Source organism: Pseudomonas sp. ADPe, assembly GCF_014843515.1.
Lineage (GTDB): Bacteria > Pseudomonadota > Gammaproteobacteria > Pseudomonadales > Pseudomonadaceae > Pseudomonas > Pseudomonas citronellolis.
This window is the reverse complement of sequence record NZ_CP062122.1, coordinates 5,567,455-5,585,565: the sequence shown is the minus strand read 5'-3', so window position 1 is coordinate 5,585,565 and position 18,111 is coordinate 5,567,455. Positions and strand designations below refer to the sequence as shown.

The window sequence follows — 18,111 nt, the reverse complement described above, 5'->3', positions numbered from 1 at the left end:
AGAGCGCAGATGAACCTGCCCCCCCGACAGCAAGACATCCTCGACCTGGTCCGCGAACGCGGCTACCTGAGCATCGAGGAGCTGGCCCAGCAGTTCGCCGTCACCCCGCAGACCATCCGCCGCGACATCAACCAGCTCGCCGAGCGCAGCCTGCTGCGCCGCTACCATGGCGGCGCGGCCTGGGACTCGAGCATCGAGAACACCGCCTACAACACCCGCGCCGACCAGATGCGTGACGAGAAGCAGCGCATCGCCGAGGCGGTGGCGGCGCAGATTCCCGACGACGCCTCGCTGTTCATCAACATCGGCACCACCACCGAGGCCATCGCCCGCGCCCTGCTCGGGCATCGCCACCTGAAGATCATCACCAACAACCTGCACGTCGCCGCCACCCTCAGCGCCAAGGACGATTTCGAAGTGCTGGTGGCCGGCGGCACCGTGCGCGGCGACGGCGGCGTGGTCGGCCAGGCCGCGGTGGACTTCATCGAGCAGTTCCGCGCCGACTTCGCCCTGGTGGGCATCAGCGGCATCGACGAGGACGGCAGCCTGCTGGACTTCGACTACCAGGAAGTGCGCGTCTCCCGCGCCATCATCGACAACGCCCGGCAGGTGTTCCTCGCCGCCGACTCCAGCAAGTTCGGGCGCAACGCCCTGGTGCGCCTGGGGCCGATCGGCCTGGTCGACCGCCTGTTCACCGACGCCGCGCCGCCGCCCGCTGTGGCGCGCCTGCTGGCCCAGCACAAGGTGCAGCTGGAGCTGGTCTGACGCGGCCTGCGTTCGAATCCGAAAATCCCCGGTAAATCAGCCGAATGGCTGGGCTTCAGCCTGGCCATCCGGCGTTCGCTCGCCTATCATATTTTCGAATTCGAACGCATTTATGTTCATTTCCAGCCAAGAGGACGCCCCATGAGCCATTCCCACAAGCGCTCCGCTCCCCTGGCTGAGGTCTACGACCTGGCGGTGGTCGGCGGCGGCATCAATGGCGCGGGCATCGCGGCGGACGCCGCCGGGCGCGGCCTGCTCACCTTCCTTTGCGAACAGCACGACCTGGCCAGCCACACCTCCTCTGCCAGCAGCAAGCTGGTCCACGGCGGCCTGCGCTACCTGGAACACGGCGAATTCCGCCTGGTGCGCGAGGCCCTGGCCGAGCGCGAGGTGCTGCTGGCCAAGGCGCCGCACATCGTCCACCCGCTGCGTTTCGTGCTGCCGCACCAGCCGCACCTGCGCCCGGCCTGGATGATCCGCGCCGGGCTGTTCTTCTACGATCACCTGGGCCGGCGCGAGAAACTGCCCGCCTCGCGTGGTCTGCGTTTCGGCGCCGACAGCCCGCTGCAGGAACACCTGCGCCGCGGCTTCGAGTATGCCGACTGTTCCGTCGACGACGCCCGCCTGGTGGTGCTCAACGCCATGGCCGCCCGCGAGCGCGGCGCCCACGTGCACCCGCGCACCCGCTGCGTCAGCGCGCGGCGCAGCAAGGGCCTGTGGCACCTGCACCTGGAGCGCGACGACGGCAGCCTCTATTCCATCCGCGCCCGCGCCCTGGTCAACGCCGCCGGGCCCTGGGTGGCGCAGTTCCTCCGCGACGACCTGCGCCAGCGGCCGCCCTACGGCATCCGCCTGATCCAGGGCAGCCACCTGGTGGTGCCGCGGCTGTACGAGGGCGAGCAGGCGTACATCCTGCAGAACGAGGACCGCCGCATCGTCTTCGTCATCCCCTACCTGGGGCGCTTCACCCTGATCGGCACCACCGACCGCGAATACCTGGGCGACCCGGCGAAGGTGCAGATCAGCGACGAGGAAACCGGCTACCTGCTGGCGGTGGTCAACGCCCACTTCAAGCGCCAGTTGCATCGCGAAGACATCCTCTGGAGCTTCTCCGGGGTGCGCCCGCTGTGCGACGACGAATCCGACGAGCCGTCCGCCGTCACCCGCGACTACACCCTGGCGCTGCAGGGCGCGCCAGGCGAGGCGCCGCTGCTGTCGGTGTTCGGCGGCAAACTGACCACCTACCGCAAGCTGGCCGAGGCCGCCCTGGCCGAGCTGGCGCCGACCTTCCCGCGCCTGGGCCCGGCCTGGACCGCCGAAGCCCCGCTACCCGGCGGCGAAAACATGAGCAGCCCCGAGGACCTGGCCGTCGAACTACTGGCCAGGCACCCCTGGCTGCCGGCCGGCCTGGCGCGGCGCTGGGCCACCAGCTATGGCACGCGCAGCTGGCGCCTGCTCGACGGCGTGAAGGGCGAAACCGACCTGGGCGAACACCTGGGCGCCGGGCTCTACGCCCGCGAAGTGGACTACCTGTGCCGCGAGGAATGGGCCGAAGGCGCCGACGACATCCTCTGGCGCCGCAGCAAACTGGGGCTGTTCCTCGATGCCGCGCAGAAGCTGCGCCTGGCCGAGTACCTGGCCCGAGAACATCCGCGCAAAGCGAGCGTGCAGGTAGCCTGAGGCGGGCTCAGAGCGAAGCGTTCAACTCGCTGATCAGCGCCTCGCGGTGCTTGAGCGAGGCCAGCGCGCTCTCGCCCAGGCGCCCGGCCACTTCGCTTAGCAGGCCCTGGGCCAGGAGCATGAAGGCGCACATGCTGTTGCTGTAGAACAGGCTGTGGTTGGGCACGTAGAAGCTGTGCGCCGCCACCCGCGCCAACGGCGAACTCGAAGAATCGGTTAGGGCCACCACCTCGATGCCATGGCGCGCCGCCACTTCGGCAGTGGCCAGCACGCTGGGCGTATAGGGGAAGCAACTGGCGACCACCAGCACGTCGCCGGCATCCAGTTGGGCGAGCGCATCGGCCACGCCCTGGCGGTTGGAGTCCAGCGCCGCCACATCGGGGCGCAGCATCCCCAGGCCGTAGGACATGAACAGCGCCAGCGAGGTGAACTGGCGCATGCCATGGATGCGCACGCGGCGCGCGCCGGCCAGCAGCTCCACCACGCGGGCGAACGCTTCCGGCTCCACCTGCTCGATCAGGCTGGCGATGTTGGCGCTTTCCTGCCGGCCCAGGCGCGTCAGGCGCGACAGGGTGCTGTCGGCGGGGGTCAGCAGCAGGCGCGAGGCCTGGTCGCTGTAGAAGCTCTTGCCCTCGGTCAGCTCGCGGCGGAACACGTCCTGGAACTTGCTGAAGCCGCCGTAGCCCAGGCGCTGGGCCAGCCGCGAGAGGGTCGAGGCATTGACCCCCAGCTGCTCGGCCAGCTCACTGATGGACGACACCGCGGTGCGCTGCGGCGCCTCGATCAGCGCCGTCAGCACGCGGCGCGAGCTGGCGCCCAGGGAGATGCCCGCCTCGCCGCGCTCGATGTCCTCCAGCAGTTGCTTGAGGGCTCCCAGGTTGTCGGGCAGGGCGGCGGGCGCTTGGCTCATCATGCAGGTCCAGGTTCGGGATCGGGGCGGACACTGCCCCGGGCCTCGACCTCGCGGGTGTCGGGCTGGCAGTGGACGCGCCATTCTACCGAGTTCGCCCCGATGCGGAACACGGCCGTGGCCAGGGTGTTCTCCTCGTCCGGGTCGTCCGCCGCGCGGCGGTACACCGGCAGTTCGGCATCCGCCGTGTCGCGCAGGATGGCCAGCGCTTGGCCCTCGTCCAGCAGCGCGGGCGCCCCGGCCAGCAAGGCATCGACGCGCTGCTGGCGGCTGCCGGAACTGCCGGTGATGCGCTGGCCGGCGGCGTCCAGGCCGGCATCCAGCAGGTGGTTGGAATGCCCCGCCGGGTGCTGGATTTCGCGCACCGCCACGCCGGTGGAACAGGCTTCGACGCTGAACAGCTGGCTCGCCCCCACCTGCCCCAGGGCATGGTGGAAGGCCCCGGCGCGCCCCGCCGTGGACAGCACGGCGACGGCCTGCGCCAGGCTGCCGGCATCCAGCACCGCCCGAGCCAGCACCTGGCGCGGCAGGCCCGCCGGGATGGCGCGCGGGCGGATGTTGTTGACCGTGCTGACCAGCCCACGCTCGTTCACCGCAAAGGTGTGGCCGGGGATCGAGCCGGGATAGACGAAGCTGGTGAAACCCAGGCCCTGCTCGGGTTGCGCCTGGAGCAGGCCGCAGAAGCCGTCGAGCAATGGCAGGCCGTCCTCGTTGTGAGCGATCAGCCAGCCGCCCTCGGCGGGGCCGAACACCGTGGTGCAGCCATCGACGCTGGCGTCCTGGACGAAATCGCCACGGCAATTCCACAGGAAGACTTCCTCCAGCGGCAATTCCAGGCCGTCGGCCAGGCCGCGCAGTTCGTCCCAGATGCGCGGGAACTGCGCCTGGACCTGCGCCTGCATGCGCTGCGCCGCGGCCGAGCCGGCCCGCGCCGCCAGGCTGCGCCACAGCGGCAGGGGGCGCAGGCGCTGGTGCACCGCGTCGCGGCCGAAGCGGCCCAGGCCCAGGCCGATTTCGTAGGCGCTGCCGGCAAGGTTCAGGGGGCTCAGGCTCATGGGGCGACCTTCAGGCGACATGTTGCAGGAACTCCCGCAGGCGCGGGCTGGTGGGGTTGCCGATCAGGCTGGCGGGCTCGCCGTCCTCGGCGATGCGGCCCTTGTCGATGAAGATCAGCCGCGAGGCGACCTTGCGCGCGAAGTCGATCTCGTGGGTGACGATGACCATGGTCATGCCCTCCTCCGCCAGGTCCTTCATCACCTGCAGCACCTCGTGGCGCAGCTCCGGGTCCAGCGCCGAGGTCGGCTCGTCGAACAGCATCAGCTTGGGCTTCACCGCCAGGGCGCGGGCGATGGCCACGCGCTGCTGCTGGCCGCCGGACAGCTCCGACGGGTAGTGCCCGGCGCGCTCGGACAGGCCGACCTTGGCCAGCAGCTCGCGGGCCAGCGCCTCGGCCTCGGCCTTCTTCGCCCCGCGCACGCGGATCGGGCCGAAGGCCACGTTCTCCAGCGCGGTCATCTGCGGGAACAGGTGGAACTGCTGGAACACCATGCCCGCCTCCTGGCGGATCAGGCGCTCGTCCACCTTGGGATCGTTGACCTCCATGCCGTCGACGAACAGCTCGCCGCCGGTGATCACCTCCAGCTTGTTGATGCAGCGCAGCAGCGTGGACTTGCCCGAGCCGGAGGGGCCGATGATCACCACCACCTCGCCGGAACCGATCTTCAGATTGATGTCGTGGAGCACCTCGGTCTGGCCGAAATGCTTGGAAACCCGCTTGAACTCGATCATAGGATCTTCAGCCTCGACTCCATGCGCCGCAGCACGTAACTCAATACCAGGGTGATGACCAGGTAGATCACCGCCACCGCCGACCAGATCTCCATCGCCCGGAAGTTGCCGGCGATCACCTCCTGGCCCTGGCGGGTCAGCTCGGCCACGCCGATGACGATGAACAGCGAGGTGTCCTTGATGCTGACGATCCACTGGTTGCCCAGCGCCGGGATCATCCGCCGGAAGGCCAGCGGGGCGATCACGTAGCGCAGGGTGTCGCGCCCGGACAGCCCCAGGGCCAGCCCCGCCTCGCGGAACCCGCGGTTCACCGAGAGCAGCGCGCCGCGGGTGATCTCGGCGATGTAGGCGCCGGAGTTGATCATGATGGTGACCACCGCCGCGCTGAACGGATCGATGCGCACCGGGACCATCAGCGGCAGGGCGAAGTAGATGAACATCACCTGGACCATGATCGGCGTGCCGCGGATCAGCTCGACGAACACCAGCGCCAGGCGGCTGGAGAAGAAGCCGCCGTAGGCGCGGGCAACGCCGGCCAACAGGCCGATCACGGCGCCGCCGGCAAGGCCGAGGATGGAAATCCACAGGGTCAGCCGGGCGCCCTCGAGCAGCACCGGCAGCGCGTCCCAGATGGCGGACCATTGGAAATGCATGGGGTTCTACCTCCGGCTCACTTGGGGTCGGTGCCGAACCACTTGCGGTAGATCTGCGCGTAGGTGCCGTCTTCGCGCAGCTTCTTCAGCGCCGCGTTGACCGGCTCGCGCAGCTCGCTGCCCTTGGGGAAGCCGATGCCGTACTGCTGCGCCATCATCTGCTCGCCGACCGCCTTCACCTGGCCGTCCCCGGCGGTCTTGATGTAGTAGAGGACGTTGGGCGTGTCGTGCATGGCGGCGTCGACGCGGCCGGTGCGCAGCTCCAGGTAGGCGTTGTCGATGTTGGGGAACTGGCGCAGGTCGGCGGCCTTGAGGTTGGCCTTGGCGTAGTCCGCCGCCGAGGTACCGCTCTTCACCGCCAGGCTCTTGCCGGCGATGTCGGCCTCGCCCTTGATGCTGTCGTTGTCGGCCTTGACCATCAGCAGGAAGCCGCTGTCGTAGTAGCCGTCGGAGAAGTCGATGACCTGCTTGCGGTCTTCCTTGATGGTGATGCCGGCCAGCGCGGCGTCGACGTTGCGCGTCTGCAGCGCGGGGATGATGCCGTTGAAGTCCATCGGCTTGAGCTGGTAGGTGACGCCCATCTCCTTGGCGATGGCCGCCCACAGGTCGATGTCGAAGCCGACGTACTTGTCGCCCTGCTTGAACTCGAAGGGCACGAAGGCGGTGTCGGTGGCGATCAGCAGTTCCTTGCCGGCGGCCTGGGAATGGGCGGCGGCGAGCAGGGACAGCGCGGCGAAGGAGGCTTGAAGCAGCTTTTTCATGCAGGTCTTCCTCTTGCAGGTCGGTGGATGCGCCCCGCCTGGGCGGGGCGCGCATTAGCGGCAGTTCGATCGCAACGGGCCGGGGCCCGGACTTTATTGTTTTGAGCGGCTAACCCACGGAAGGGGCTGCATGCACAGAGTGCTTTTTCGCAAAATAAACATGCAATAAATTCGATTGCAAGTATTTTTCTCACGCATTGCCGAGGCTTTGCGGACGAGAGCCAGGCGGAATTTCGCCTTTAGCCTCTCTGTTTCGCTGCTTTCAGCCCATCGTGAACTGTCCGGGCTGCGCAACGGGCGCGCAACAAAAGATTGCCAAGATCAAAAATGCAATTAATATTTGCGCAATCACCCCGGAGGTCACCATGAGCCACGTCCTGCACCGCAGCCTCACCCAGTCCTACCCCACGGCCGTCCGCGGCGACGGCGCCTACCTGGTCGACAGCGAAGGCCGCCGCTACCTGGACGCCAGCGGCGGCGCGGCGGTGTCCTGCCTGGGCCACAGCGACGCGGCGGTGATCGAGGCGGCGCGCCGGCAGGTCGGCACCCTGGCCTATGCGCACAGCTCCTTCTTCACCACCGAGCCCATGGAACAGCTGGCGGACTTCCTGGTCGCCCGCGCGCCGGCGGGCATGCGCTCGGTGTACTTCGTCAGCGGCGGCTCCGAGGCGGTGGAGGCGGCGCTCAAGCTGGCCCGCCAGTACTTCGTGGAGATCGGCCAGCCGCAACGCACGCACCTGATCGCCCGCCGCCAGAGCTACCACGGCAACACCCTCGGCGCCCTGGCCACCGGCGGCAACGCCTGGCGGCGCCAGCAGTTCCAGCCGCTGCTGATCGACGTCAGCCACGTCAGCCCCTGCTACGCCTACCGCGACCAGGCCGCCGGGGAGACGCCCGAAGCCTATGGCGAACGCCTGGCCCGGGAGCTGGAGGCGGAAATCCTCCGCCTGGGCGCGGACAAGGTCATGGCCTTCGTCGCCGAGCCGGTGGTGGGCGCCACCCTCGGCGCGGTGCCCGCGGTGCCCGGCTACTTCAAGCGCGTGCGGGAAATCTGCGACCGCCACGGGGTGCTGCTGATCCTCGACGAGGTGATGTGCGGCATGGGCCGCACCGGCAGCCTGTTCGCCGCCGAGCAGGAAGGCATCGGCGCCGACCTGATCACCATCGCCAAGGGCCTGGGCGCCGGCTACCAGCCCATCGGCGCCACCCTGGTGAGCGAGCGCATCCACAATGCCATCGCCCAGGGCTCGGGCTTCTTCCAGCACGGCCACACCTACATCGGCCACGCCACCGCCTGCGCCGCGGCCCTGGCGGTGCAGAAGACCATCGAGGAACGCGGCCTGCTGGCGCGCGTGCGCAGCCTCGGCCTCGACCTGCAGCAGCGGCTGCAACAGGCCTTCGGCGCCCACCCGCATATCGGCGACATCCGCGGCCGCGGGCTGTTCCAGGGCCTGGAACTGGTGGCCGAGCGCGACGGCAAGGCGCCCTTCCCCGCCGAGGCGAAGCTGCACGCGCGGATCAAGAAGGCCGCCATGCAGGAAGGCCTGCTGTGCTATCCCATGGGCGGCACCCTGGACGGCCGCCGCGGCGACCACATCCTCCTGGCGCCGCCCTTCATCCTCGAAGAGGCGCAGCTGGACGAACTGGTGGACAAGCTGCAACGCGCCATCGACCAGGCCATCGGCAGCCTCTGAGGAAAGCCCATGAAGATCACCTCGCGCCTCACCCCGCTCACCGACGCGAACATGGACGACGAGCAGCGCCGCGTGCTGAGCGACATCCTCAGCGGCCCGCGCGGCAACCTCGACGGCCCCTTCCTGGCCTGGGTGCACAGCCCGCAGCTGGCCGACAGCGCACAGAAACTGGGCGCCTTCTGCCGCTACGGCACGCGCCTGGAACTGCGCCTGAGCGAACTGGCGATCCTGGTTACCGCCGCCTGGTGGCAGTCCCAGGCGGAATGGCAGATCCACGAACCCATCGCGCGCCAGGCAGGTTTGGCCGAAGGCGTGATCGAAGCGCTGCGGCGTGGTGAGGAACCGCCTTTCGAGCGGGATGATGAACGCCTGGTCTATCGCCTGGGGCGTAGTCTCTATGCGAATAAACGCATCGAGCAGGCGCTCTATGACGAGGGGGTGGCTGTCTTTGGCGAGGCAGGGATGGTGGAACTGGTGGGCATCTTCGGTTACTACGCGCTGGTGGCCATGACCCTCAACGCCTTCGCGGTGCAGCGCGAGACGGAGGCGCCGCTGCCCTTCGCCGAGCCCTGAATTGCGGGCGGGCGCGGCTTCCCGTAGGAGCAACCGTCTTGCCAGCCGCGCCGAAGTGCTCTTCGTAGGAGCGGACCTTGTCCGCGATAGCCGGACGCCCCGGCGCGATTCGCGGATGAGATCCGCTCCTACGCTGCCCCACCCACACCATCCCCCCGTAGGGGCGCGCCCTGCGCGCGAAATCGCGGGCAGGGCCCGCTCCTACAGGTCGCCGGGGGGCACGGTATTCCTCCCCGTAGGAGCGGACCTTGTCCGCGATAGCCGGACATCCCGGCGCGATTCGCGGATGAGATCCGCTCCTACGCTGCGCCACCCGCGCCATTCCCCTGTAGGAGCGCGCCCTGCGCGCGATATCGCGGGCGCAGCCCGCGCCTACCCGGCCAACTGCGCCTCCAGCTCGGCGATGCGCGCCTGCAGGCGTTCGCGTTCGGCGCGGGCCGGGCCTATGTCTTCGTAGACGCTGATCAGGTGCTCCGGCAGGCCGTCCTGGCGGCGGCGCTGCAGCGAGGTGCGGGCGCGCACCCAGACGTAGCGGCCGTCCTTGCGCCGGCAGCGCTTTTCCACCACGTAGCGGTCGATCTCGCCGGCCAGCATGCTGCGCAGCAGCTGCAGGGTGCGCTCCAGGTCGTCGGGGTGGGTGAGTTGCTGGAAGGTCATGCCGTAGAGTTCCTCGGCGCTATAGCCGAGCAGTTCGCAGAGGCTGCCGTTGACGCGCTGCCAGGTGCCGTCCAGGCCGATGTAGGCCAGCGCGCCCCAGGTCAGCTCGAAGATGGCGCGCAAGCGCTCCTCGCTGTTGCGCAGCTCTTCCTCGGCGGCCATGCGCGCGGTGTTGTCCATGCTGATGCCGACTATCTTCACCGAGCGCCCGGCGCTGTCCTTGATCACCCGGGCGCGGGAGGCGATCCAGCGCAGCTCGCCGTCCGGGCGGTAGATGCGGAAGTCGCACTCGCAGCCGCTGCCCTCGGCGATGGCCTGGTCGTACATGGCGCGCATGGCGGCCACGTCCTCGGCCGGCAGGTGCGGCCAGAAGTCCTGGTTGTGGCTCACCGGCCAGCCGTAGACCTCCTCGACGTTGGGCGAATAGGTCACCTCGTCGCTGATCAGGTTCCATTCCCAGGTGACGATGCGCGCGCTTTCCTGGGCCAGCTTCATGCGCGCCTCGCTCTCCATGATCTCGGCGGTGTAGCGGCGGCGCACGTCGGTCATCGGCAGTTCGATGGGCTCCAGCGCCTGCAGGTCGCGCACGGCTTCCTCGCCGTAGCGCAGCCAGATCCAGTTGACCTTGAGGAAGGCGGCCAGCTTGCGCAGGTTGTCGTAGTCGATCTCGCCGCCGCGCGTCCACTTGTGCACCGCGGTGCGCGAGATGCCCAGCGCTGTGGCCACGGCCTGCAGGGTCAGCTTGTTGAGCTCGAGCAATTCCTTGAGGCGGAAGGCGAAGCTGTTTTCCGTCATACGCGGTCCTGTGCTGGAAGAAGCCTGGAGCCGCAGTATACACAGCTGTAAACCGCCGGATTACAGCAAACCCCGGGGCGCACGGCCGTGCGCCCCGCCGGCTCACGCCAGGCCGGCCAGCTTCAGCCAATGGGCGTAGAAGCCCTCGGCCACGCGGTTCAGTTCGGCCACCTTGCGCGGCAGGTCGGCGAGCATCACCTCGGCGCTTTCCTGGCTCGGCTGGCTGGGGTCCAGGTACTGCGGCCAGCCGTTGATCCAGCCGCTGACCAGTTCCTCGGTCATCTCCGGGTGGCCCTGCAGGCCGAGGACGAAGCCGCCCCAGGAGAAGCCCTGGTTGGCGCACCAGGGACTGGACAGCAGGTGCTCGGCGCCCTCGGGCAGCTCGAAAGTGTCGCCGTGCCACTGGTAGATCGGGAATTCCTCGGGCAGGTGCGCCAGCCAGGGGCTCGCGGACTCCAGGCGGCGCATCGGCTGCCAGCCCATCTCGGTGTAGCCCTGCTGGCGGATGGACGCGCCCAGGGCCTTGGCCAGCAACTGGCCGCCCAGGCAATGGCCGATCAGCGGCACGCGGCGCTCGATGAAGCGGCGCAGCGCCGCCACCTCGGTGCGCAGCCAGGGCAGGTCGTCGTTCACGCTCATGGGGCCGCCCATGATGGCCACGGCCTTCGGGCGCTCCAGGTCGTAGCCGTCCAGCTCGCCGTGGTCGGCGCGGCGCACTTCGAAGCCCAGGCCAGCGCGGTCGAGCACGCGGGCCAGGTGGCCCGGCGGGCAGAAGTCGGCGTGGGTCAGGATCAGGATATCGGTCATGCTTACCTCCGCGCGGCAGTCTGCCGCAAAAGGCGCGCGACCATAACCCCCAGCGCGCCCGCGGGCAGGCCCGCACCGCCTTCCGGCGGCGCGGGCGCATGGGGTTCATGGGAGTGGGAAGCCGCCGGCCGACGCGGCCTGGCGGCGAGACGAAGGTGTTGGATCAGGGACGCAGGCTGCTCACTTCCTGGGTAACGCCCCAGCCGTCGAGCACACCTCCGAGCGGCGCCACGACTTCCTCCAGGTCGTGTTCGAATGCGCCGATCGCCGCGTGGGTGGCGAACATCACCTTGCTGATCTGCAGGTTCCAGCCACCGTCGGAACGGGCTTCGACCTGGGCCCTCAGGGATTCGCCGCGGAACTGCCGGGCGGCCTGGCGGGCGTTCTGTTCATCGGGAAAGATGGCGAAGAAGTCGATGGGATGAATGCGGGCGAAATCGAAGCCCCCTTCCTTCATCCGGCGCAGCACATTGACACTGATATCCTCCGAGAGGGGCTTTTCCATGGTACGCACCTCCTTTCGAGACGTTCAGGGTTTCACCTAGTTTCCCAGCCGATGCGGGCCTGGCTTGCGACCGGGCCCGCGGCGGGCACTCGCTGTGCCACAGGAAACGCCAAAAATGCTTCAACGTCCCCCAATTGGTCGCCAAAGGTCTTGAACTGGCAGGCAGGAAGGCCCGTCTGCCGGCAACCAACAGTTTCAGAGTAGCGTCTATGCCGGCCGAATGCCGCCTTACCGGTCAGTCGGTACGTTCGGCGGCGACGGGCGGCAGCGCCGCGGGGCGCGTCGCCAGCAGCAGGGCCGTCAGCACCAGGGCCATGCCCAGGGCGTGGCCGGCGCCGAAGCGCTCGCCCAGCAGGCTCACGCCGACCAGCGCCGAGCCCACCGGCATCAGCCCGGTGAACAACCCGGCGGTGCTGGCCGGCACCCGGGAAATGCCGCGGTACCACAGCAGGAACGACAGCACGCTGGCGCTCAGGGCGTAGAACAACGTCCAGCCCCAGGTCGCCGCCGGCACCGCGCGCCAGTCCAGCGCCCGCGCCTCGGGCAGCGCCAGCGGCAGGAACAGCAGCAGCCCGGCGAGGTTGACGCCCAGGGCCATGATCCAGGGGTGCAGGTGCAGCGACAGGCGCCGCGAGTAGATGGCGAACAGCGCCTCGGCGAGCACCGCGCCCAGCACCAGGGCATTGCCCGGCACGCCGCTGCGGCCGCCTGCCGGGCGCTCCAGCAGGTTCAGCGCGGCGATGCCCAGCACCGCCAGGGCGATGGCCAGCAGGCCGCGCGGCTCCAGGCGCTCGCGCAGCCACAGCCAGGCCAGCAGGGCGATGACGCTGGGCGTGGCGCTGGTGATGATGCCGGCGCTGGTGGCGGAGGTCAGCTGCACGCCGTGCAGCATGCACAGGCTGAACAGGAAGCAGCCGAAGAAGGCCTGCAGGAACAGCCCGCGGCAGGCGCCGCCATCCAGCCCCGCGCGCACCCGCGGCAGGGCCAGGCCGGGCAGCAGCACCAGGCTGGCGATAAGGAAGCGCAGCAGGGCGAACAGATAGACGGGCAGTTCTTCCAGCACCAGCTTGCCGATGGCGATGTTGCCGCCGACCAGCAGCATCGACAGGGCCAGGCAGAAATAGGCGAAAGGCATGGCGGCTTCCTTGCGACAGGCGAAGGGAAAGGCAGCCGACTTCCTACAGCTGCAGACCAGCCCTACAGCATCCGGGCTGCGCCCCATGGGTGCAAGCCCCTTTCCGTCAGTCGCGGCTGAGCCAGCCCATCACCCAGCGGTTGAGTGCCGGCGGCGACAGCTGGCCGGACCAATACATCGCCCGGAACAGCGCGCCGATGGGCCGGTGCACCTTGTCGCTGTGGGCCTGGCGCCAGGCCGCCGCGGCGATGTCCTCGGCCTTCAGGCGCACGCCCAGGCGGCGCAGCACCGGCGGCTCGTAGCCCTGGCTGGTGACCATGGGCGTGCGCACGAAGGGCGGCATCAGGTCGGCGACGCGGATACCATGGCGCCGCCATTCCAGCTCCAGCGCCTCGGTGAAGCCGCGCACGGCGAACTTCGAGGCCGAGTAGGTGGCCATCTCCGGCACCCCGTACAGTCCCGAGGCCGAGCCCATGTTCAGCACCTGGGCGCCGGGCGTGGCCTTGAGGTGCTCGAAAGCGGCATGGCAGCAGTTGAGCAGGCCCTGCACGTTGATCGCCAGCAGGCGGGCGTGGTCCTGCGCGGGGATTTCCTCGAAGCGGCCGAAGCGCAGGATGCCGGCGCAGTTGAACAGCAGGCGCAGGCGGCCGTCGCCGTCGCCGACGAAGTCCGCCACGGCCGCGCGCGCCGCCGCCGCATCGGTCACGTCCAGCGCCCGCTGCCAGGCGCCGCCCAGTTCGGCGGCGAGCCCGGTCAATGCCTCGGCGTTCAGGTCCAGCAGGCCGACGCGCCAGCCGCGGGCATGGAACAGCCGCGCGCTGGCCGCGCCTATGCCCGAGGCCGCGCCGGTGATGAGGATGCTGTGCATCAGCGCCCTCCCCCGAGGTGCCGGCCGAGAAAGCCCGCCACCTCGCCCAGGGCCTGGTCGGCGATGCGCAGCACCCCGGCGTGGGCCTGGAACACGTGCCAGCAGTCGCGGTAGCGCTGCAGGGTGACGTCCACTCCCCGCTTACGCGCCGCGCCGGCCAGACGCAGGCTGTCGTTGCGCAGCACTTCGTCCTCGCCGACCTGGATCAGCAGCGGCGGCAGCCCGGCCAGGTCGGCGAACAGCGGCGACAGCTGCGCCGAGTCGCGCGCCACGCCGGGCGGGCAGAACATCGCGATGGCGCTGTCCACCCAGGCGCGGCTGATCAGCGGGTCGCCGGCCTTTGGCTGGTGCCACTGGGTGCAGCTGACGTCGGTGACCGGCGAGAACACCACCAGCGCGCCGGGCAGCGGCAGGCCGCGTTCCTTCAGCGCCACGGCCAGTTGCAAGGTCAGGTGGCCGCCGGCCGAATCCCCGGCCACGGCCAGCCGCGCCGGGTCCTGGCCGCGCGCCAGCAGCGCCTGGTACACCGCCAGGGCATCCTCCAGCGGCGCCGGGAAGCGGTGCTCCGGCGCCAGGCGGTAATCCGCCGCGCACACGTCGAGGCGGCCCAGGCGCGCCAGGTTGGCGGTGATCGCCCGGTGCGTGGCCGGCGAGCCTACCAGGTAGGCGCCGCCGTGCAGGTAGAGCAGCGTGCGGCCTTCGCCCTGGCCCGCGCGCTGCCATTCGCAGGGCACCCCGGCGATGACTTCCGCGCTGCGCTGCACGCCGCGCGGGGTCAGGGTCGCGGCGGTGAGCGCATTGAGCACCCGGCGCTGCATCGGCACCGGGATCGACGGGCGCATCAGCCCGCGGAACAGCAGGCGCAGGGTGCCGCGCAGCAGGCCGGCGAGCAGGCGCTGCGAGGTGGAAACGGGCGGTACGAACTCAACGGGCGCATTCATAGTCGGCGAACTCCGGCTGGCGGGTCTGTTGGCGGTAGCGGAAGGTGAAGCCCGGCCAATTGTTGGTGTTGCGGCCGGCGGCGGTCTTGTACCAGCTGTCGCAACCGCTCTCCCACACAGTGTGCTGCAGGCCGTGCTGCAGGGCCTGGTTGTAGGCGCGCTGCACCTCGGGCTTCACGTCCAGGTAGCGCAGGCCCTGGCGGTCCAGGTGGCGCAGGCAGGCCAGCACGTAGGGGAACTGGCTCTCCAGCATGTAGACGATGGAGTTGTGCCCCAGGTTGGTGTTCGGCCCGTAGAGGATGAACAGGTTGGGGAAGCCGGCGACGCTGATGCCCTTGTAGGCCTCGGCGCCCTCGGCCCAGGCCTGTTCCAGCCAGCGCCCGCCCAGGCCCTGGACGCGCAGCGGGGCGAGGAACTCGGTGGCGGCGAAGCCGGTGCCGAAGACGATGGCGTCCACCGGGTGGCGCTGGCCGTCGCGGGTGACGACGGCGTCCCCGGTCACCCGCTCGATGCCGGCGTCGATCACCCGCACGTTGTCCCGCGCCAGCGCCGGGTAGTAGTCGTTGCTGATGAGGATGCGCTTGCAACCCAGCGGGTAGTCCGGGATCAACCGCCGGCGCAGCTGCGCGTCGGCGATGCCGCGGCGCAGGTTCAGGCGGAAGCTCAGTTGCATGAACTTCATCAGCGGCGGGAAGGTGGAGAAGGCCAGCACCCGCGCCTCGTGCTGCAGGTACTTGAGGCCGCGGTCCAGGCGCTGCAGCCAGGGCAGGCGCGCCTTCAGGCGGCGTTCCCAGGCGGCGTAGGGGCGGTCCGGCTTGGCGATCACGTAGGGCGCGCTGCGCTGGAACAGCAGCAGCTCGGCCACCTGCGGGGCGATGCGCGGGACGAACTGGATGGCGCTGGCGCCGGTGCCGATCACCGCCACGCGCTTGCCGCGCAGGTCGGCGCGGTGGTCCCAGCGCGCCGAGTGGAAGGCCACGCCCTTGAAGTCGTCGAGCCCGGCGATGCGCGGGTACAGCGGCCGGCTCAGCTGGCCGGTGGCGCAGACCAGGGCGCGAGCGCGCAGCGTCTGCCCGTCGGCACAGCGCACCTGCCATTCTCCGGCGGCCTCGTCGAAGCGGGCATCCACCGCCTCGCAGCCGAAGCGGATGCGTTCGCGCAGGCCGTACTTGTCGGCGCAGTGGCGCAGGTAGTCGAGGATTTCCCCCTGCGGGGCGAACTTGCGGCTCCAGTCGGCCTTGGGCTCGAAGGAAAAGGAATACAGGTGCGAAGGCACGTCGCAGGCGGCGCCGGGGTAGCTGTTCTCGCGCCACACGCCGCCGACGTCGGCGGCCTTTTCGAGGATCAGGTAGTCGTGAATGCCGGCCTGCTGCAAGCGGACGGCCAGGCCCAGGCCGCCGAAGCCGGCACCGATGATCAGCACGCGCAAGGGTGCCGGATCACGGGAAGTATTGTGCATTGTTGTGCTCCCGGTTTGGCTGGACGGCGGCCGCGCGGGGCCTGCCGTCATCCGCAGCGCTGGCGGATGAGCATAGGCTAGTGCCGCCGGCGGCGCCGGTTTATGGCATAGTCGGACATTAAATTGTGATTTCCGGACAAGACGGAGCCCGCGATGCCCGAGCAGCCCCGGCCCAGCCGCCGCAGTGCCCTGAGCGTGCAACTGCTCACCCAGTTCGGCCTCGACCACGGCCTGGCGCTGGAGGACTGCCTGCACGGCAGCGGCCTGGACCTGGCGGTGCTCGCCGACCCGGCCCGCGAGATCGACGCCGCCTGCGAGCTGCAGGTGCTGCGCAACCTGGCGCAGCGGCTGCCCGCCGGCAGCGGCCTGCAGGCCGGCCTGCGCTACCACCTGAACGCCTACGGCATCTGGGGTTTCGCCCTGCTCAGCAGCCCGACCTTCCGCAGCGCTGCCCTGCTCGGCCTGCGCTACCTGGGGCTGACCTACGTGTTCACCCGCCTGGAATTGCTGGAGGACGGCGCCGCGGCCCACCTGCTGTTGGACGACAGCGGCGTGCCAAAGGACGTCCGCGCCTTCGCCTGCGAACGCGACCTGGGCGGCGTGCTGCGTATCCAGCGCGACCTCACCGGGCGCCCGCTGCCGATCCTGCGCGCCGAATTCCGCCGTCCCCGGCCTGCCGACGGCAGCCTGTACCTGGCCGAACTGGGCGTGGAACCGGCGTTCGGCCAGCCCGCCAACCGCATCGTCTTCGCCAGCGCCGCCCTCGACCTGCCGCTGCCCGGCGCCAACCCGCAGATGGCGCGGCACTGCGAGGAAGAGTGCCGCGCGCTGCTGGCCCGCCGCCAGGAACTGGGCGGCCTGGCCGGGCGCATCCGCGACCGCCTGCTGCGCACGCCCGGGCGCCTGCCGGACATGGAGCAGGTGGCGGCGGAGCTGCACATGACCTCGCGCACCCTGCGCCGCCGCCTGCAGGACGAGGACAGCAGCTACCGCGCCCTGCTCGACGAGGTGCGCCAGGCCCTGGCCGAGGAACTGCTGGGCACCGGCGCCATCCGCCTGGAGGAGATCGCCGAGCGCCTGGGCTATGGCGAGGTGTCCAACTTCATCCACGCCTTCAAGCGCTGGAAGGGCGTGCCGCCGGGGCGTTTCCGCGGGCGCTAGGCCTCGATGCCCAGTTGGCGCAGGGCCTCTTCCAGGTGCTCGATGAAGGTGAGGATCTTGCGCGTGGCGCGCCTGTGGCTGGGGTAGACGGCGAGGATGCGCTGGCCGAAGGCGTCGGGGTCGAAGTGGTAGTCCTCCAGCACGCTGCGCAGGCGCCCGTCGCGCAGGTAGGGCTGGACGCTCCACAGCGGGCAGGGCATCAGGCCCCTGCCCTTGAGGCAGGCGGCCAGCAGCAGTTCGTGGTTGTCGCTGCTCAGGCGCCCCTCGCGCAGGATGGAGAAGCGCTCGCCGTCGCGCTCCAGCCACCAGCGAGTGTCCAGCGCCGGGTGCCAGTAGGTCAGGCGGTCGTGCTCGGCCAGCTCCAGCGGGTGCCGGGGCTCGCCGCGGCGCGCCAGGTACTCGGGGCTGGCGCAGAGCACCAGGCGGTTCTCCACCAGCGGCCGCACGATCAGCCCCGGCAGGTTGCTGTGGCCCAGGCGCAGGGCCAGGTCGTAGCGGCCGTCGAGCAGGTCGACGTAGCTATCGCTCAGGTCCACCTGCAGGCGCAGTTGCGGGTGCTGGATGAGGAAGTCGGCGCAGACGCCATTGAGGAAGGCCGCGCCGAAGGCCAGCGGCGCAGTGATCCGCAGGCTGCCGCGCAGGCTGTGCTGCAGCTGGCCGATCTCCTCGGCGGTCTCGTGCATACGCGCCAGCACTTCGCGGGCGCTGTCCAGGTACAGCTGCCCGGCCTCGGTCAGGGCCATGCTGCGGGTGGTGCGCTCGAACAGGCGCGCGCCGAGGCTGGCCTCCAGTTGGCCGATGGCCTTGGTCACCGCCGAGGGCGTCTTGCCCAGTTGCTCGGCGGCGCGGCTGAAACTGCCGGTCTCGGCGCAGGCGACGAAAAGGGCGAGGCTACTGAACCTGTCCATATTCTTTCCAGATTTTCACAAGTCTTGTGCCAGCGACTGGCTTTCGGGAAC

18 protein-coding genes are annotated in these 18,111 nt (G+C 69.8%); 5 read left to right on the top strand and 13 right to left on the bottom strand.

Going from position 1 to position 18,111, the window contains the following annotated elements; genetic code table 11:
* Nucleotides 1-9: 9 nt before the first annotated feature.
* Nucleotides 10-765 carry a DeoR/GlpR family transcriptional regulator gene (locus IG194_RS25470; RefSeq protein ID WP_043266861.1) on the top strand — a complete coding sequence of 252 codons (756 nt, stop codon included), beginning with the start codon at nt 10-12 and terminating at the stop codon, nt 763-765.
* A 141-nt stretch (nt 766-906) separates the two neighbouring features.
* Nucleotides 907-2,445, top strand: coding sequence for a glycerol-3-phosphate dehydrogenase (gene glpD / locus IG194_RS25465; protein ID WP_058489114.1), 1,539 nt, complete (start codon nt 907-909; stop codon nt 2,443-2,445).
* A 7-nt stretch (nt 2,446-2,452) separates the two neighbouring features.
* Here the strand turns inward: glpD and IG194_RS25460 are convergent, their stop codons facing one another.
* Genes IG194_RS25460 through glnH form a run of 5 tightly spaced genes read right to left on the bottom strand, consistent with a single transcriptional unit; the run spans nt 2,453 to nt 6,557 of the window.
* Nucleotides 2,453-3,355 carry a MurR/RpiR family transcriptional regulator gene (locus IG194_RS25460; RefSeq protein ID WP_024128311.1) on the bottom strand — a complete coding sequence of 301 codons (903 nt, stop codon included), beginning with the start codon at nt 3,353-3,355 and terminating at the stop codon, nt 2,453-2,455.
* Complete coding sequence (locus IG194_RS25455; protein ID WP_058489113.1) at nt 3,355-4,410, bottom strand: C45 family autoproteolytic acyltransferase/hydolase; 1,056 nt, start codon at nt 4,408-4,410, stop codon at nt 3,355-3,357. Before IG194_RS25455 ends, IG194_RS25460 begins: the two co-directional genes overlap by 1 nt.
* Nucleotides 4,411-4,420: 10 nt before the next feature.
* Nucleotides 4,421-5,143 carry a glutamine ABC transporter ATP-binding protein GlnQ gene (glnQ, locus tag IG194_RS25450; RefSeq protein ID WP_009619208.1) on the bottom strand — a complete coding sequence of 241 codons (723 nt, stop codon included), beginning with the start codon at nt 5,141-5,143 and terminating at the stop codon, nt 4,421-4,423.
* Nucleotides 5,140-5,796 (bottom strand): glutamine ABC transporter permease GlnP, encoded by a 657-nt coding sequence (gene glnP / locus IG194_RS25445; RefSeq protein ID WP_009619207.1) that lies wholly within the window; start codon nt 5,794-5,796, stop codon nt 5,140-5,142. The genes glnQ and glnP overlap by 4 nt, the downstream gene beginning before the upstream one ends.
* A 17-nt stretch (nt 5,797-5,813) precedes the next feature.
* Nucleotides 5,814-6,557 (bottom strand): glutamine ABC transporter substrate-binding protein GlnH, encoded by a 744-nt coding sequence (gene glnH / locus IG194_RS25440; RefSeq protein ID WP_058489112.1) that lies wholly within the window; start codon nt 6,555-6,557, stop codon nt 5,814-5,816.
* A 365-nt stretch (nt 6,558-6,922) separates the two neighbouring features.
* On the opposite strand from glnH, the gene IG194_RS25435 reads away from it, so the two are divergent.
* A complete protein-coding gene (locus IG194_RS25435; protein WP_058489111.1) occupies nt 6,923-8,251 on the top strand; it encodes an aspartate aminotransferase family protein in 1,329 nt (442 codons plus the stop codon).
* A gap of 9 nt (nt 8,252-8,260) precedes the next feature.
* Complete coding sequence (locus IG194_RS25430) at nt 8,261-8,824, top strand: carboxymuconolactone decarboxylase family protein (RefSeq protein WP_058489110.1); 564 nt, start codon at nt 8,261-8,263, stop codon at nt 8,822-8,824.
* Nucleotides 8,825-9,196: 372 nt separating this feature from the next.
* Here the strand turns inward: IG194_RS25430 and IG194_RS25425 are convergent, their stop codons facing one another.
* The 7 genes from IG194_RS25425 to IG194_RS25395 all read right to left on the bottom strand — a co-directional run bounded on the left by IG194_RS25425 (nt 9,197) and on the right by IG194_RS25395 (nt 15,991).
* Nucleotides 9,197-10,276 (bottom strand): PAS domain-containing protein, encoded by a 1,080-nt coding sequence (locus tag IG194_RS25425; protein ID WP_043315361.1) that lies wholly within the window; start codon nt 10,274-10,276, stop codon nt 9,197-9,199.
* A 102-nt stretch (nt 10,277-10,378) separates the two neighbouring features.
* Complete coding sequence (locus tag IG194_RS25420; RefSeq protein ID WP_058489109.1) at nt 10,379-11,083, bottom strand: type 1 glutamine amidotransferase; 705 nt, start codon at nt 11,081-11,083, stop codon at nt 10,379-10,381.
* Nucleotides 11,084-11,246: 163 nt separating this feature from the next.
* Entirely contained in the window at nt 11,247-11,588 is a 342-nt protein-coding gene (locus tag IG194_RS25415) for a ribonuclease E inhibitor RraB (RefSeq protein ID WP_009619201.1), read from the bottom strand.
* Nucleotides 11,589-11,823: 235 nt separating this feature from the next.
* Nucleotides 11,824-12,723, bottom strand: coding sequence for a DMT family transporter (locus tag IG194_RS25410; protein WP_058489108.1), 900 nt, complete (start codon nt 12,721-12,723; stop codon nt 11,824-11,826).
* Nucleotides 12,724-12,829: 106 nt separating this feature from the next.
* Nucleotides 12,830-13,591, bottom strand: coding sequence for an SDR family oxidoreductase (locus tag IG194_RS25405; RefSeq protein ID WP_058489107.1), 762 nt, complete (start codon nt 13,589-13,591; stop codon nt 12,830-12,832).
* Nucleotides 13,591-14,532 (bottom strand): alpha/beta hydrolase, encoded by a 942-nt coding sequence (locus IG194_RS25400; protein WP_058489106.1) that lies wholly within the window; start codon nt 14,530-14,532, stop codon nt 13,591-13,593. The genes IG194_RS25405 and IG194_RS25400 overlap by 1 nt, the downstream gene beginning before the upstream one ends.
* Nucleotides 14,516-15,991 (bottom strand): flavin-containing monooxygenase, encoded by a 1,476-nt coding sequence (locus tag IG194_RS25395; protein ID WP_058489105.1) that lies wholly within the window; start codon nt 15,989-15,991, stop codon nt 14,516-14,518. The genes IG194_RS25400 and IG194_RS25395 overlap by 17 nt, the downstream gene beginning before the upstream one ends.
* A gap of 153 nt (nt 15,992-16,144) precedes the next feature.
* Between IG194_RS25395 and IG194_RS25390 the strand changes: the two genes are divergently transcribed.
* Complete coding sequence (locus tag IG194_RS25390) at nt 16,145-17,152, top strand: AraC family transcriptional regulator (protein ID WP_058489104.1); 1,008 nt, start codon at nt 16,145-16,147, stop codon at nt 17,150-17,152.
* Here IG194_RS25390 and IG194_RS25385 read toward each other — a convergent pair.
* On the bottom strand, nt 17,149-18,060 hold the full coding sequence (locus IG194_RS25385; RefSeq protein WP_058489103.1) for a LysR family transcriptional regulator: 912 nt from the start codon (nt 18,058-18,060) through the stop codon (nt 17,149-17,151). The two genes, IG194_RS25390 and IG194_RS25385, sit on opposite strands and share 4 nt — an antisense overlap.
* Nucleotides 18,061-18,111 lie beyond the last annotated feature (51 nt).

Bases quoted from the DNA above. Each gene is read 5' to 3' on its own strand.
- glnQ (WP_009619208.1), bottom strand. From the start codon at position 5,143: ATGATCGAGTTCAAGCGGGTTTCCAAGCATTTCGGCCAGACCGAGGTG.
- IG194_RS25385 (WP_058489103.1), bottom strand. From the start codon at position 18,060: ATGGACAGGTTCAGTAGCCTCGCCCTTTTCGTCGCCTGCGCCGAGACC.
- IG194_RS25415 (WP_009619201.1), bottom strand. From the start codon at position 11,588: ATGGAAAAGCCCCTCTCGGAGGATATCAGTGTCAATGTGCTGCGCCGG.
- glnP (WP_009619207.1), bottom strand. From the start codon at position 5,796: ATGCATTTCCAATGGTCCGCCATCTGGGACGCGCTGCCGGTGCTGCTC.
- glpD (WP_058489114.1), top strand. From the start codon at position 907: ATGAGCCATTCCCACAAGCGCTCCGCTCCCCTGGCTGAGGTCTACGAC.
- IG194_RS25470 (WP_043266861.1), top strand. From the start codon at position 10: ATGAACCTGCCCCCCCGACAGCAAGACATCCTCGACCTGGTCCGCGAA.
- IG194_RS25430 (WP_058489110.1), top strand. From the start codon at position 8,261: ATGAAGATCACCTCGCGCCTCACCCCGCTCACCGACGCGAACATGGAC.
- IG194_RS25435 (WP_058489111.1), top strand. From the start codon at position 6,923: ATGAGCCACGTCCTGCACCGCAGCCTCACCCAGTCCTACCCCACGGCC.
- glnH (WP_058489112.1), bottom strand. From the start codon at position 6,557: ATGAAAAAGCTGCTTCAAGCCTCCTTCGCCGCGCTGTCCCTGCTCGCC.
- IG194_RS25425 (WP_043315361.1), bottom strand. From the start codon at position 10,276: ATGACGGAAAACAGCTTCGCCTTCCGCCTCAAGGAATTGCTCGAGCTC.
- IG194_RS25395 (WP_058489105.1), bottom strand. From the start codon at position 15,991: ATGCACAATACTTCCCGTGATCCGGCACCCTTGCGCGTGCTGATCATC.
- IG194_RS25420 (WP_058489109.1), bottom strand. From the start codon at position 11,083: ATGACCGATATCCTGATCCTGACCCACGCCGACTTCTGCCCGCCGGGC.
- IG194_RS25390 (WP_058489104.1), top strand. From the start codon at position 16,145: ATGCCCGAGCAGCCCCGGCCCAGCCGCCGCAGTGCCCTGAGCGTGCAA.
- IG194_RS25460 (WP_024128311.1), bottom strand. From the start codon at position 3,355: ATGAGCCAAGCGCCCGCCGCCCTGCCCGACAACCTGGGAGCCCTCAAG.
- IG194_RS25405 (WP_058489107.1), bottom strand. From the start codon at position 13,591: ATGCACAGCATCCTCATCACCGGCGCGGCCTCGGGCATAGGCGCGGCC.
- IG194_RS25400 (WP_058489106.1), bottom strand. From the start codon at position 14,532: ATGAATGCGCCCGTTGAGTTCGTACCGCCCGTTTCCACCTCGCAGCGC.
- IG194_RS25455 (WP_058489113.1), bottom strand. From the start codon at position 4,410: ATGAGCCTGAGCCCCCTGAACCTTGCCGGCAGCGCCTACGAAATCGGC.
- IG194_RS25410 (WP_058489108.1), bottom strand. From the start codon at position 12,723: ATGCCTTTCGCCTATTTCTGCCTGGCCCTGTCGATGCTGCTGGTCGGC.